12 protein-coding genes are annotated in these 13190 nt (G+C 71.5%); 6 read left to right on the forward strand and 6 right to left on the reverse strand.

Annotated elements, in window-relative coordinates:
* Window positions 1-141: 141 nt before the first annotated feature.
* The 5 genes from ACE7GA_RS05415 to ACE7GA_RS05435 all read right to left on the reverse strand — a co-directional run bounded on the left by ACE7GA_RS05415 (window position 142) and on the right by ACE7GA_RS05435 (window position 3608).
* Entirely contained in the window at window positions 142-507 is a 366-nt protein-coding gene (locus ACE7GA_RS05415) for a hypothetical protein (protein WP_376096732.1), read from the reverse strand.
* 242 nt (window positions 508-749) lie between these two features.
* Window positions 750-1631 carry a DMT family transporter gene (locus ACE7GA_RS05420; protein WP_376096735.1) on the reverse strand — a complete coding sequence of 294 codons (882 nt, stop codon included), beginning with the start codon at window positions 1629-1631 and terminating at the stop codon, window positions 750-752.
* Window positions 1632-1684: 53 nt separating this feature from the next.
* Entirely contained in the window at window positions 1685-1969 is a 285-nt protein-coding gene (locus ACE7GA_RS05425) for a tripartite tricarboxylate transporter substrate-binding protein (RefSeq protein ID WP_376096738.1), read from the reverse strand.
* Entirely contained in the window at window positions 1894-2634 is a 741-nt protein-coding gene (locus ACE7GA_RS05430) for a Bug family tripartite tricarboxylate transporter substrate binding protein (protein WP_376096741.1), read from the reverse strand. Before ACE7GA_RS05430 ends, ACE7GA_RS05425 begins: the two co-directional genes overlap by 76 nt.
* The gene (locus ACE7GA_RS05435; protein ID WP_376096744.1) at window positions 2631-3608 is read right to left on the reverse strand and encodes a Bug family tripartite tricarboxylate transporter substrate binding protein; all 978 of its coding nucleotides are present in this window, start codon (window positions 3606-3608) and stop codon (window positions 2631-2633) included. Before ACE7GA_RS05435 ends, ACE7GA_RS05430 begins: the two co-directional genes overlap by 4 nt.
* 123 nt (window positions 3609-3731) lie before the next feature.
* Here ACE7GA_RS05435 and ACE7GA_RS05440 point away from each other — a divergent pair, with 123 nt between their 5' ends.
* The 4 genes from ACE7GA_RS05440 (at window position 3732) to ACE7GA_RS05455 (ending at window position 8783) form a co-directional block, all read left to right on the forward strand.
* Window positions 3732-4718, forward strand: a complete 987-nt coding sequence (locus ACE7GA_RS05440; RefSeq protein WP_376096747.1) for a Bug family tripartite tricarboxylate transporter substrate binding protein — start codon at window positions 3732-3734, stop codon at window positions 4716-4718.
* 77 nt (window positions 4719-4795) lie between these two features.
* Window positions 4796-6373, forward strand: coding sequence for an ABC transporter substrate-binding protein (locus ACE7GA_RS05445; protein WP_376096750.1), 1578 nt, complete (start codon window positions 4796-4798; stop codon window positions 6371-6373).
* 2 nt (window positions 6374-6375) lie between these two features.
* Window positions 6376-7806 carry an amidohydrolase family protein gene (locus ACE7GA_RS05450; protein ID WP_376096753.1) on the forward strand — a complete coding sequence of 477 codons (1431 nt, stop codon included), beginning with the start codon at window positions 6376-6378 and terminating at the stop codon, window positions 7804-7806.
* A 71-nt stretch (window positions 7807-7877) separates the two neighbouring features.
* Window positions 7878-8783: an EamA family transporter gene (locus ACE7GA_RS05455; protein ID WP_376096756.1), complete on the forward strand. Its 906-nt coding sequence runs from the start codon at window positions 7878-7880 to the stop codon at window positions 8781-8783.
* An 88-nt stretch (window positions 8784-8871) separates the two neighbouring features.
* Here ACE7GA_RS05455 and ACE7GA_RS05460 read toward each other — a convergent pair whose 3' ends face one another.
* Complete coding sequence (locus tag ACE7GA_RS05460) at window positions 8872-9849, reverse strand: TRAP transporter substrate-binding protein (protein ID WP_376096759.1); 978 nt, start codon at window positions 9847-9849, stop codon at window positions 8872-8874.
* Between the two features lie 125 nt (window positions 9850-9974).
* On the opposite strand from ACE7GA_RS05460, the gene ACE7GA_RS05465 reads away from it, so the two are divergent.
* On the forward strand, window positions 9975-11453 hold the full coding sequence (locus tag ACE7GA_RS05465; protein ID WP_376096762.1) for a M81 family metallopeptidase: 1479 nt from the start codon (window positions 9975-9977) through the stop codon (window positions 11451-11453).
* Window positions 11454-11470: 17 nt separating this feature from the next.
* Window positions 11471-13063, forward strand: a complete 1593-nt coding sequence (locus tag ACE7GA_RS05470; protein ID WP_376096765.1) for an ABC transporter substrate-binding protein — start codon at window positions 11471-11473, stop codon at window positions 13061-13063.
* Window positions 13064-13190: the final 127 nt, after the last annotated feature.

Below are 13190 nucleotides of genomic sequence, written 5' to 3' on the forward strand. Positions count from 1 at the left end.
GCAAGGCCGCGCGCGCAAGCCGAGTCGACGGTATCGGCCGCGACCGCGAGAAGGCCGGACATCGCCGCCAGGAACTCGCCATCCGGTCGCCCCGCCGCCTCGGCCTGCCCCAACATCTGCCGCGACACGCGGCGCAGCTCGTCAGCACCCCGGCGCACGGGACACCTCCTCGTCACCCTGCGGGGCATCACCCTGCGGCGCATCACCCTCAGGGGCGCCGCCAGGAGAGGCGGCCGCGGGCCGCCGCGCGACCCGCCGGGCCTTGGCGATGCGGTCCAGCAGCGCGGCGGCGTGATGGCCCGCGCTGCCGATCGCGCCCCGGACCTCTGGATGGACCTCCGCGACGGAATCCGCGCCCTTGGCGACGAAGACGAGGAGGGAGACGACCTCCTCCAGGCTGCGCTCCGGAAGCTGGGCGGCGAGGCACGCCACCGTCATCTCCAGAACGTGCAGCCGGAGATCGGCCTCCGAACCGTCGTGAAACGTGAGGACGTGGCCGTCGGGCATCGGGTGTCTCATCGCGGAAGCGCGGCGTCACCGGTAAACGCGCGCCCCGCGCCGGACGAGTAAGGTTAGGTCCGGGTTTGGAGGGCGCCGCGTCTGCCAATGTCAGGCACCCCGCGGCGACGACGCGGCCGGTCAGGGCCGGATGCCGTTGGTGCTGGGCGGGAGGTCACGGGGCGGGCTTTGCCCTCCCCGGACCCCGCGTCACGCCAACGGGATCGCGTCAGGACCGGTACCGGCCCGCGTCACCGTCCCTGCGCCACCCCAGCCGCCCGCGACGGCCAGGCCACGATCACCCCGCCCACCGCGATGATCCCCGCCCCGAGCAGCGTCCACCCATCCGGATCGTCCGCGAAGAACAGCCAGGACGACAGCGTCGCCCAGACGAGCTGCGTGTAGGAGGTCGGCGCCAGCAGGCTGGCCGGTGCGCGGGAATAGGCCTGGATCAGCAGGAAATGCCCCGACGCCCCGAACAGCCCGGCGAGGGCCAGCATCACCCACTGCTCGCCGCTCGGCGGCACCCAGACGAAGGGCTGCGCGAGCGAGGTCACGAGGCAGGCCGCGAGCCCCGTGTGCAGGATCGTCGTCCGCGGATCGTCCACCCCCGCCAGCCGCCGCGTGAGGATCTGGTAAACCGCGAAGACCGCGGCCGTACCGAGCGGCAGGATGATGGCCCAGTCCGGCGCCTCCTCCCCCGTCAGGAAGGGCGGCCGCAGCGCGACGAGCACGCCGGCGAAGCCCACCACCACGCCGATCCAGCGCCGCAGCGACACCACCTCCTTCAGCCACCACGCCGCCAGCGCCACCGTCAGCACCGGCCCCGCGAACGACACCGCCGCCGCATCCGCCAGCGGGATGCGCGACAGCGCGATGGTGAACAGGATGTTCGCGACCACGAGGGTGAGCGATCGCACGGTCTGCATCACCGGCGCCCGCGACCGCCAGGGCAGTCGCCCCATCGTCAGCCCCAACACCAGCGCCACCGCCAGCGTGTGGAACAGGAACCGCGTGAAGACCAACTGCGGCACCGGGAAGTGCGCCGTCATCGCCTTCGTGATGGAATCCAGCCCCACGAAGAGGAGAAGCGCGGCCATCTGCAGCAGCAGGCCGGTGAGGGCGGGGGACATGCCCTTCCCCTATGCCACGCGCGGCATGCGCCCGCCCCCGCGGATCACGCGGGTCAGTCCGCCGTGACGTTCGCCGCCCGCGCGACGGGACCCCAGACCGCGTCCTGCGCCCGGATCGTCTCGGCCAGCTCGGCGCGGGTGGAGCCCACCGGCTCCGCCACCTGTTCCCGCACGCGGGCCGCGATGGCGGGATCGCGGGCGACGGCGATCATCGCCTCCTCCAGCCGCGCGGCCACCGGTTCCGGCAGCCCGCGCGGGCCCATCAGCGCCAGCCAGGTCTCCGCCGCGAAGCCCGGCACGCTCTCCGCGATGACCGGCACGTCGGGGGCCAGCGACACCCGCGCCGGCGCCGCGATCCCGATCGCCCGCGCGCGCCGTCCCGCGTCGGCGGCAGGCCGGTGACGACGGTGTCGGTGTAGATCGCGATCCGCCCGTTCAGCAGGTCCGGCAGCGCCGGGCCCGTGCCGCGGTAGTGCACGATGGTGCATTCCGTCCCGAGCGCGCGCATCAGCAGCACCGTCGCCAGGTGCTGCGTCGTCCCCGCGCCCGGTGTCCCGCACGGCAGCGCGTCCCGGGACAGCGCCGCCCGCAGCGACGCGACGTCCGTGATCCCCGCATTCGGCGCGGCCATGAACACCACGGGGATCGCCGCGAAGCGCGAGATCGGCGTCAGGTCCGCCATCGGGTCGAAGGGCATGCTGCGGTAGATGTGCCGGTTGATCACCAGCGGCCCCGCCGGCACGGCGCCGAGCGTGTTCCCGTCCGGCGCTGCCTTCGCCACCGCATCCGCCGCGATGTTGCCGCCCGCTCCCGTCCGGTTCTCCACCACGACGGTGCGCCCCAGCCGCGCCGACAGCCCCTCCGCCATGATGCGCGTCAGCAGGTCGATCCCGCCGCCCGGCGGGAAGCCGACGATCAGCCGGATCGGCGGCTGCGGCTGCGCGCCGGCGGGAACCGCGACCAGCGCCAGCAGCGCCGCGAGGAGGATCAGTCGCATCGTCATTCCATCCGGATGTTGTTCTCGCGGATCACGCGGCCCCAGCGCGCGTATTCCTCCCGCAGCCGGTGCCCCAGCGCCTCCCGCCCGCCCGGCAATGGCTCGACGCCGAGGTTGGCGAGGCGCGAGACGACCTCCGGATCCGACCGCACCGCCTCCATCTCCCGCTCCAGCCGCGCCGCGGCCGCATCGGACAGCCCGCGCGGCCCGAACAGCCCGAACCACGACACCGCCTCGAAGCCCGGCAGGGATTCCGCCATCGCAGGCACGTCGGGGAACGCCGGCGACCGCGTCGCCGAGGTCACGGCCAGCAGCCGCAACTGCCCGCCCGCGATCGCCCCGCGGGACGAGGACAGGTTGTCGAACAGCACGGGCATCCGCCCCGCGATCGTGTCGGTGACGGAGGGCTGCCCCGCCGGCCCGTGCACCAGCGGGCAGTCCACGCCCCATTCCCGCACGGCCATCGCCATGGCCATGTGCAGCAGCGACCCGACCGTCGCGCCGTTGCACGTCGCGCGCCCGTTCTGCGCGCGCAGCCAGTCCCGCAACTCCTCCGGCGTGCGCGCAGGCACCGAGGGATGCACGACCAGCCCGCTCGTCGCCATCGCGATGCCCGCGACCGGCGTCAGGTCGCGCAGCGGGTCATAGGGCAGCCGCGCCATCAGGTGCGGGTTCACCGCGATGGACGCCGCGGCGACCAGCCCCACCGTCGTCCCGTCCGGTGCCGCCTTGGCCACCGCATCCGTCCCGATCGTCCCGCCCGCACCGACGCGGTTCTCGACGACGACCGGCTGCCCCAGCCGCGCGGCGAGCGCCGTCGCGACGACCCGCCCCACCACGTCCGGCCCCGTGCCGGCCGCGTAGCCGACGATCAGCCGCACCGGCCGCTCCGGCCGCCAGTCCGCCCCTGCGCCTTGGGCCGCGGCGCCACCGGCCCAGCACGCCCCGAGGACCAGGGCGAGCCACCATCGCCTGCTCATCCGTCCGTCCCCTCCCTGGCTGCGGTCAGGATGCCGCGCCTGCCCCGGCCGGACCACCCCCGCGGTTGGCGAAGCACTGTCGCCGCGTCATGCTGCCGCAAAACGAACGGGGAGGTCTCATCCATGCGCACCACGCGCCGCGCCGTCATGGCTGCTCTGTCCGCGCCGCTCCTCATCCGCGCCGCCGCAGCCCAGCCCCGCTGGCGTCCGACCGCCCCGATCCGCATCGTCGTCCCCGCCGCCCCTGGCGGCACGACGGACATCATGGCCCGCATCCTCGCCCAGCACCTCGGCGTGCGCTGGAACATCCAGGCCGTCGTCGAGAACAGGTCGGGCGGCGGCGGCATCATCGGCACGCAGGACGTTCTGCGTTCCCCCGCGGACGGACACACCATCCTGTCCGGCAACATCGGGCCGCAGGCCATCGCCTATTCGCTGTTCCGCAACATGCCCTACGCGCCGGCGCAGTTGCAGCCGGTGACCAACATGATCCGCGGCCCCAACGTGCTGGTGGTGCATCCCTCCATCCCCGCGCGCAACGTCGCGGAGTTCGTGGCACACCTGAAGGCGAACCAGGGCCGTCTCGCATACGGCTCCCCAGGCGTCGGCCAGTCGCCGCACCTCTCCGCCGTGTGGTTCTGCCAACTCGCCGGTGCCGAGGCGACGCACGTCCCCTTTCGCGGCGCGGGCCCCGCGATGATGGAACTCGTCGCCGGCAACATCCACTTCATGTTCGACAACCTGACGACGGCGATCCAGCAGATCCGCGAAGGCCGCGTCCGCGCGCTCGCCGTCACGAGCGCCGAGCGCAACCCGCAGTTGCCGGACCTTCCCGCGATCCGCGAGACCGACCCGTCCCTCTCCGCCTATGACGTCTCGACCTGGTTTGGCATTTTCGTGGCCGCCGCGACTCCCCGCCCCGCTGTCGAGGCGCTGAACGAGGAGATCCAGGCCCTCGTCGCCCAGCCCGACATGGCGGCCCGCTTCGCGCAGATGGGCGGCGTCCCCGCCGCGAGCGACATCCCGACCTTCGAAGCCTTCGTCCGCGCGGAAACCGCGAAATGGGCGGTGGTCATCCGCCGCGAAGGCCTCCAGATCGACGTCGGCTGACCGGGGCGCCGGTTGACGCGGCGTCGGGTGGCGGCAACGCTTCGCCTCCGAACCGGCCCCGGAGCCCGACCCCCACCATGCGCCGCCTCCTGCTCGCGACCGCCGTCGCCGCCCTTGTTGCCTCACCCGCGCTGGCAAAACCCTTCACCTGGGCCTTCGGGGGCGACGTCCTCACGCTCGATCCGCATGCTTCCAATAATACCTTCACCAACGCCTTCCTCGGCAACATCTACGAGACGCTGGTGCGTCACAACGAACGCCTGGAGCTCGAACCCTCCCTCGCCGAGCGTTGGGAGACGACGTCGCCCACGACCTGGCGCTTCCACCTCCGCCGGAACGTCCGCTTCCACAACGGCGAATCCCTGACCGCCGAGGACGTCGTCTTCTCCTGGGCCCGCGTGAACACGCCGGGCTCGCTCGCCCGCAGCAACCTGACGAACGTCGCGGACATCCGCGCCGTGGACGACTTCACGATCGAGATCGAGACGCGGGGCCCCTTCCCGATCCTGCTGAACGCGCTGACCCAGTTCTACGTCATGGACAAGGGCTGGTCGGAAGCCAGCAACGCCGCTGCCAGCAGCAACCTGACGGCGCGGGAGGAGAACGCCGCGGCCCGCAGCGCCAACGGCACCGGCCCCTTCCGCCTGCAATCCCGCCAGGTGGACGGCCCGACCGTTCTGACCGCCTTCGAGGGATGGTGGGACCGCCCGAAGCACAACCTGACGACGGTCACCTTCCAGCCCATCCGCTCCGCCGCCACGCGCACTGCCGCCCTCATCTCCGGCTCCGTAGACGCGCTGGTGGAACTGCCGATCCAGGACATCCCGCGGATCGAGTCCAACCAGAACCTCCAGGTCGTGCAGGGTCCCGAACTCCGCACAATCTACCTCGGCTTCGACCACTTCCGGGATGAGTTGCAGTATTCCGACGTCAGGGGCCGCAACCCCTTCAAGGACATCCGCGTCCGCCGCGCCGTCTACCAGGCGATCGACGTGGAGACGCTGCGCCGCACGATCATGCGCAACAACGCCTGGATCGCCGGTTCCATGGCCTCCCCCTTCCTCAACGGCGCCCCGGCGGCGGAGGACGAGGCGCAGCGCCGCACCTTCCCCTACGACCCCGACGCCGCGCGCCGCCTGCTGACCGAGGCCGGCTACCCCGAAGGCTTCGCCGTCTCCCTTTCCTGTCCGAACGACCGATACGTCTATGACGAGCGCCTCTGCGTCGCGATCGTCGGCATGCTGGGACGCGTCGGCATCCGCGTAACGCCGCAGTCCGAGACGACGAATGTCTGGTCCCGCCGCGTCAACGGCCTGGACACCTCGTTCTTCATGCTGGGCCACGCGGGCCTGCCGCTGGCCGACACCTACTCGACGCTGACGGAAGTGCTGAACAGCCGCAGCGACCGCACCGGCGGCCTGAACGTGGGACGCTGGAGCAACGCCGAGTTCGACGCCCTCGTCGCCCGCGTCGCCGCCGAGGGCAACGAACCCGAACGCCGCCGCCTCATCCGCGAGGCCCTGATGATCGAGAAGCGGGAGGTTGCCCACGTCCCCCTGCACCAGCAGCCCATCGTCTGGGCGGCCCGGCGCGGGATCGAACTGGCGCCATCCCCCGACAACCGCATGCGCCTCTGGCTGGTAAGGGTTCCCTGAGAGTGGCCGACGTCATCATCCTGGAAGGCGGGACCGTCATAACGATGGACCCCGCCCGCCGGGTCATCCCCGACGGCGCGGTCGCCATCGAGGGCGAGCGCATCCTCTTCGTCGGCACCCGCGTCGAGGTCGCCGCGGCCTACCCGGATGCCGCGGAACGCATCGACACGCGCGGCAAGGCCGTCCTCCCCGGCCTGATCGACGGCCACGCCCATGCCGGCCACGGCCTGGTCAAGACGCTCGCCAACGGCGACAGCGCGTCCTGGATGGAAGCCTGCCGCGTCATCTACACCCTGGCCTCCCCACCCTCCTTCTGGCGCGCGGAGGCCGCGCTGGCTGCGGCCGAACGCCTGCGCTTCGGCGTCACCACCGGCGTCTCGCTCCTCGGGGGCGGCGATTCCATCATGCGTTCCGACGACCCCGCCTTCGCCGACGCGCATTGCGAGGCCGTGCGCACCGTCGGCACCCGAAGCATCGTCGCGATCGGCCCCACGCGTCCGCCCCATCCGCGCCCCTACATCGGCGTGGACGGCCGCGAACGCCCGATTCCCTTCGAACGCCAGTTGGACACGGTGCAGGACGTCATCCGGCGCTGGCACGGCCCGAGGGGCATCGCGGACGGCATCCGCATCGCGACCCTCACCCCCGTCCACCGCGCCGAGCACGACGACGACCCCGCCCTTGTCCGCGAAGCCGAGCGCCAGGCCCGCGCCACGATCGAACTCGGCCGCGCCCATGGCTGCATCTTCCACCAGGACGGCCACCGGAAGGGCAGCATCGCGACGGCACGCCGCGTCGGCCTGACAGGCGAGGACGTGTTCTTCTCCCACTGCACCGACCTGACCGAGGCCGACATCATCGCCCTGCAGGAAACCGGCACGAAGGTCGTCCACAACCCCTCCGCCATCGCCAGCGTCCGTGGCGTCTGTCCTGCGGTCGAGCTGATGGAACGCGGCGTCGCCGTGTTCCTCGGCAGCGACGCGACGGCGCCGGACCGCTCCTCCGACATGTTCCGGCACATGTTCCAGTTCATCCGCTACCACCAGCGCCGTTTCAAGGACGAGACGCTGCTGCCGCCCGGCAAGGCGCTGGAGATGTGCACGATCGACAGCGCGCATGCCCTCGGCCTCGGCCACGAGATCGGCAGCCTCGAAGCCGGAAAACTGGCGGACATCATCACCGTGGACCTGACCGCGCCGCATATGGCGCCCGCCAACATGCCGGTGTCCCGCATCGTGTACTTCGCGAACGGCCACGACGTGCGCGACGTGATGATCGGCGGCCGCATGCTTCTGCGCGAAGGCGAGGCGCACCACGTCTCCTTCAAGGAGATCGCGAGCATCGCGGAACGCGAGACCGCCCAGATGCTCCGCCGCGCCGCGCTCGAGAGCATGGCGGTCGAGGACCCGGGCTGGGGCCGCATCCGCCGGTGATGCGCCACGTCTTGGTGGCAGCCGAACCCAGGCTCGACCCGCGCCGGCGCTAGGCGCAGGGTCGCGCCAGGATGCCCCTCTGGATCGCCGCCACCCTTTCCGCCGCCCTGTTCCAGTGCTGGCGCACCGCGATGCAGCAGCGCCTCCGCGGCGCCTTCACGCTGAACGGCGCGGCCGTCGTCCGCTACCTCTACGGCGTCCCGCCGGGTCTGCTGATGCTGTTCGGCTACGCCTGGGCGACCGGCCTCGCCGTCCCCCTTCCTGACCTGACGATCACGCTCCTCTGCGCCGCCGGCGGCATCCTCCAGATCATCGGCACCGTCCTGCTCATCATGTCCTTCGCCCCGCGCGGCTTCGCCGTCGGCACCGCCTACTCCAAGACCGAGGCCATGCAGTCCGCGATCTTCGGCATCCTCCTCCTCGGCGAACACCTCCCCCCCCTCGCTTGGCTGGGCCTGGCCCTCGGCCTCGTGGCGGTCCTCTACCTGTCGCTGGCCGGCCGCGGCGGCGCCCCGCGCGCACTCCTCGCCGCGGCGACGCAGCCTGCCGTCCTCTGCGGCCTCGGCGCCGGCGCCTGCTTCGGCCTGACCGGCATCTGCATCCGCGCCGCCAACCAGGACCTCGGCAGCCCCGACCCCGTCCTCGGCGCCCTCCTCACCCTCGTCCTGACCAACGCCATGCAGACCGTGTTGCAAGGTGCCTGGATGCTGTGGCGCGAGCCCGCCTCCGTCGCCCAGGTCGTCCGCGGCTGGCGGCAGGCGGCACCGGTCGGCCTGCTGTCCTGCCTCGGCTCCGCCTGCTGGTTCACCGGCTTCGCCCTCGCCCCCGTCGCGATGGTCCGCGCCGTCGGGCAGACGGAGATCCTCTTCACCCTCGCCTTCTCCCGCTGGTACCTGCGCGAACCCTTGAAGCCCCGGGACGTCGCCGGCGCGCTCGCGATCGTCGCCTCCGTGCTTCTCGTCGTCGCCGCACGCTGACGCCCGGCGGGATCGAACATCACTTCGCGCGGTCGCGACCGGCCACGAGGCGCCGCGATCGTGGCCGCTGCGCCCCGGGCAGGCCGCGTCAGCCCGTCTGCCCCATCGCCCGCAGCACGGCCTGCCCGCCCTCGCCGGCCTTCGCCGCCCATTCCTGCGAAAGCCGCGCACCCGCCGCCTTCAGCGCGTCCACCAGCGGCTGCGGCGGGGGCAGCACCTCCATCCCCTCCGCCGCCATGCGCCGCTTCGCCTCCTCGTCCGCTGCGCGGCTCGCGGCCCAGCCCTTCGGCTCCGCCTCCGCCGCGGCCTCGGTCAGCGCGGCCTGCGTCGGCGCATCCAGCCGCCGCCACACCCTTTCGCTGACGATAACCGCGTTGCGCGGATGCCAGGAATCCGTCGTGTAGAACATCCGCACGAAATCCCAGGCCCGCGTGTCCACGCCGGTCGGCGACGACGTCATCATCGCCGTCACCACGTTCGTCGCGAAGGCCTGCGGCACCTCGCCGGACTGCACCACCGTCGGCACCGCCCCCACCAGCTCCGCCAGCCGCGACGAAGCCGGCGTCGGCGTCCGGATCCGCAGCCCCCGCAGATCCTCCGGCCCGTTCACCGGCCGCTTGCTGTAGATCCCCTGGCCCGGCCAGGGCACGGAATACAACATCCGCAGCCCGATCTGCTGGAACCGCCGCTCCAGGAACGGCTTCTGCGCCTCGTACAGCCGCCGGGCCTGGTCGTAGCCCACCGCCAGGAAGGGGATCGCATCCGCCTCCATGATCGGGTCCTCGTTCCCGTAGAGGGAGAGCAGGATCTCCCCCGCCGGCACCTGCCCCTGCTGCACCGCCCGCCGGATGCCGGAGAAAGCCAGGAGCGTGTTGTTCGTGTGCAGCCGGAACTCCAGCTTCCCGTCCGTCCGCCGCTTCACGTCCTCCGCGAAGGCGCGCAGAGTCTGCGTGTGGAAGTTGCCGTCCACGAAGCCCGTCGGGAAATCCCATCGCTCCGCTGTCTGAGCCCGGACCGCTGGCGCCAGCAGCGTGGCGGGGGCAGCAAGGACGGTGCGTCGGCGCATGAGAAACCCCTTCCGTGAATGGAAGGCAGCCTAGCGCCCCGGCCCGCCCGCCGTCATCCGCCCCGGGCTTGACCCCGTCGCGACGCCACCCCCACCCTTCCGACAGGATCGCGGGAGAAACCGGCGTGCAGCTCTTCATGGCCACCCTCGCCACGGAGACCAACACCTTCTCCCCCCTTCCCACCGGCCGCACCGCCTTCATGGAGCGCGAGTTCTTCCGGGACGACGGCAGCCGCCATCCGCCCCGTCTCGGCAACATCCCCCTGATCGAATGGCGCCGCATGGGCGAGGCAGACGGCCACGACGTCGCCGAATCCATATCCACCTTCGCCCAGCCCGCCGGCACCACGCTCCGCGCCGTGTACGAGGAACTGCGGGACATGCTGCTGGCGGACCTCCGCGCCGCCATGCCCGTGGACGTCGTGCTGCTGTTCATGCACGGCGCCATGGTCGCCGATGGCTACGACGACTGCGAGGGCGATACCCTGGCCCGCGTGCGCGAGATCGTCGGGCCGGAGGCGACCATCGGCATCGAACTCGACCTGCACTGCCACCTGACGGAGGGGATGCGCAGGAACGCGAACGTCATCATCACCTTCAAGGAATACCCGCACACCGACGTCGCGGAACGCGCGCGCGAACTCTACGCGACCTGCCTCGCCGCCGCCCGCGGCGAGACGAAGCCGGTCATCGCCTATCACGACCTCCGCATGGTCAGCATGTGGCGCACGACGGTCGAGCCCATGCTGTCCTTCGTCCGCAAGATGAAGGACCTGGAAGGCAAGGACGGCATCCTCTCCGTTTCCTTCGGCCACGGTTTCCCCTGGGGCGACGTACCGGAGGTCGGCGGCAAGATCGTCGTCGTCGCCGACAATGACATGACGAAGGCCCAATCCCTGGCCCGCGCCCTCGGCGAGGAAATCTGGACCCTCCGCCGCGAAACCGCCACGCACCACGATACGGTGGATGAGGGCATCGACGCCGCGATGAAGGGCAGCGGCGACAAGCCCCTCGTCCTCGCCGACGTCGCCGACAACGCCGGCGGCGGCGCTCCCTCCGACAACACCGCCATCCTTCGCCGCCTGGTGGACCGCGGCGCCCGCGACGTCGCGACCGGCTGCTACTGGGACCCCGTTGCCGTGCAGATCTGCCTGGAAGCCGGCATCGGCGCCACCTTCGACCTCCGCATCGGCGGCAAGTGCGGCGTGGCGTCCGGCGATCCCGTGGACCTCAGGGTCACCGTCCGCGGCCTGGACGCGCACCACACCCAGGGCGGCCTCTCCGGCGGCCGCGCCGAGATGGGGCCGAGCGCCTACGTGGAGGCAGACGGCATCCACATCATCCTCAACTCCATCCGCCAGCAGACCTTCCGGCCCGACGCCTTCACGGGCCTCGGCTGCTCGCTGTCCGACAAGCGCCTCGTCGTCGTGAAATCCACGCAGCATTTCTACGCCGGCTTCGCCCCCGTCGCGCGGGAAGTCCGCTACTGCGCCACTCCCAACGGCGCGATCACCCCGGACTACGAGAACATCCCCTTCACCAAGAAGACGACCCCCTACTGGCCCAAGGTCGAAGACCCCTGGGCCGGCACCAACACCTTCTGAACCCGGAGGAAACGACGATGGTCGCGCGACGCGACGTGTTCCGGGGCGCCGCGGCGGCGCTCGCGACCGGCTTCTCGCTCAACGGCGCCGCGCCGGCCCAGGCTCAGTCGGCCAACCGAACGCTGCGCTTCATCCCGCACGCCGACCTCTCGGCGATCGATCCCTTCGCGACCACCGGCTACGTCGTCCGCAACCACGGCTACATGGTCTACGACACCCTGTACTCGCTGGATGCGGAGTTCCGCCCCCGCCCGCAGATGGCCGAGGGGCATGAGATCACCGACGACGGCAGGACCTACACCATCCGCCTGCGCGAAGGGCTGAAGTTCCACGACGGCGAACCCGTCCGCGCCGCGGACTGCGTCGCCTCCCTCCGCCGCTGGGCCGCGCGCGACGGCTTCGGCGCGACGCTCATGGCCGCGACGGACGAACTCTCCGCGGTGGACGACCGCACCCTACGCTTCCGCCTGAAGCAGCCCTTCCCCCTGCTGCTGGAAGCGATCGGCAAGCCGTCCTCCCCCGTCCCCTTCATCATGCCCGAACGCGTGGCGCAAACCCCGCCCACCACGCAGATCCGCGAGACCGTGGGATCCGGCCCCTTTCGCTTCCTCCGCGACGAATGGGTCCCCGGCTCCCGCGCGGCCTATGCGCGCCACGACGGCTACGTTCCCCGCAACGAATCACTCGACGGTGCCGCAGGCGGCAAGGTCGTGAACTTCGACCGCGTCGAATGGATCACCATCCCCGACCCCGGCACCGCCACAGCCGCCATCCAGCGCGGCGAGGTGGACTGGTACGAACAGCCCCAGGGCGACCTCCTCCCCGTCCTCCGCCGCAACCGCGACGTGCAGGTCACGACCTACGACCCGATCGGTGCCGTCGTCCTGCTGCGCTTCAACCACCTCCACCCGCCCTTCGACGATGTCCGTGTTCGCCGTGCGGTGCTGACCGCCGTGAACCAGGGCGAATACATGCAGGCGATGGTGGGCGATCCCTCGATCTGGCGCGAATGCAAGGCCTTCTTCCCGTGCGGCACGCCCATGTCGTCGGGAACGGGCAGCGACGTCATGACCGCGAACCTCGAACGCGCCCGCGCCATGCTGCGGGAAAGCGGCTATGACGGCCGCAAGGTCACGGTGATCTCGCCCACCGACCTTGCCTACCTCCACGCCCTCGGCCTCGTCACCGAGGACCTGTTGAAGCGCATCGGCTTCAACGTGGACTTCGTCGCGACGGATTGGGGCTCCGTCCTCACCCGCCGCGCCAATCTCGGCCCGCCGGAACAGGGCGGCTGGAACGTCTTCCACACCACCGCCGTCGGCGTGGAGTTCATGAGCCCCGCCTCCCACCTCGCGCTCCGCGGCAACGGCCGCGCCGCCTGGCCGGGATGGCCGACGAACGAACGCATGGAAGCCCTGCGCACCGAATGGATGGCCGCGACGGACCTGAACGCTCAGAAGGCCATCGCCGCGCGCATGGAGGCCGAAGCCTTCTCTGCCGTCCCCTACGCACCGCTCGGCCAGTACACGATCCCCACGGCGCTGCGTCGGAACCTGACCGGCCTGCATCAGGCCGGCGCGCCCTTCGTCTGGGGCCTGCGGAAGGGCTAGGCGCGCCGTCCCCCTGCCCGATGAGACTTGCATCGGGCGGCGGCTTTGATCTAGGATCATTTTGACAGGCGGCGAGAGTGCGCCCGCCGTCCACCGGCCCGGACGACACCCCGGCCGCGCCCCGTCG

Source organism: Roseomonas sp. CCTCC AB2023176, assembly GCF_042259275.1.
Taxonomy (GTDB): domain Bacteria; phylum Pseudomonadota; class Alphaproteobacteria; order Acetobacterales; family Acetobacteraceae; genus Roseomonas.

Excerpts from the sequence above, each read along its gene's own strand:
- ACE7GA_RS05415 (WP_376096732.1), bottom strand. The coding sequence starts at position 507 with ATGCCCGACGGCCACGTCCTCACGTTTCACGACGGTTCGGAGGCCGAT.
- ACE7GA_RS05420 (WP_376096735.1), bottom strand. The coding sequence starts at position 1,631 with ATGTCCCCCGCCCTCACCGGCCTGCTGCTGCAGATGGCCGCGCTTCTC.
- ACE7GA_RS05430 (WP_376096741.1), bottom strand. The coding sequence starts at position 2,634 with ATGACGATGCGACTGATCCTCCTCGCGGCGCTGCTGGCGCTGGTCGCG.
- ACE7GA_RS05435 (WP_376096744.1), bottom strand. The coding sequence starts at position 3,608 with ATGAGCAGGCGATGGTGGCTCGCCCTGGTCCTCGGGGCGTGCTGGGCC.
- ACE7GA_RS05440 (WP_376096747.1), top strand. The coding sequence starts at position 3,732 with ATGCGCACCACGCGCCGCGCCGTCATGGCTGCTCTGTCCGCGCCGCTC.
- ACE7GA_RS05445 (WP_376096750.1), top strand. The coding sequence starts at position 4,796 with ATGCGCCGCCTCCTGCTCGCGACCGCCGTCGCCGCCCTTGTTGCCTCA.
- ACE7GA_RS05455 (WP_376096756.1), top strand. The coding sequence starts at position 7,878 with ATGCCCCTCTGGATCGCCGCCACCCTTTCCGCCGCCCTGTTCCAGTGC.
- ACE7GA_RS05460 (WP_376096759.1), bottom strand. The coding sequence starts at position 9,849 with ATGCGCCGACGCACCGTCCTTGCTGCCCCCGCCACGCTGCTGGCGCCA.
- ACE7GA_RS05470 (WP_376096765.1), top strand. The coding sequence starts at position 11,471 with ATGGTCGCGCGACGCGACGTGTTCCGGGGCGCCGCGGCGGCGCTCGCG.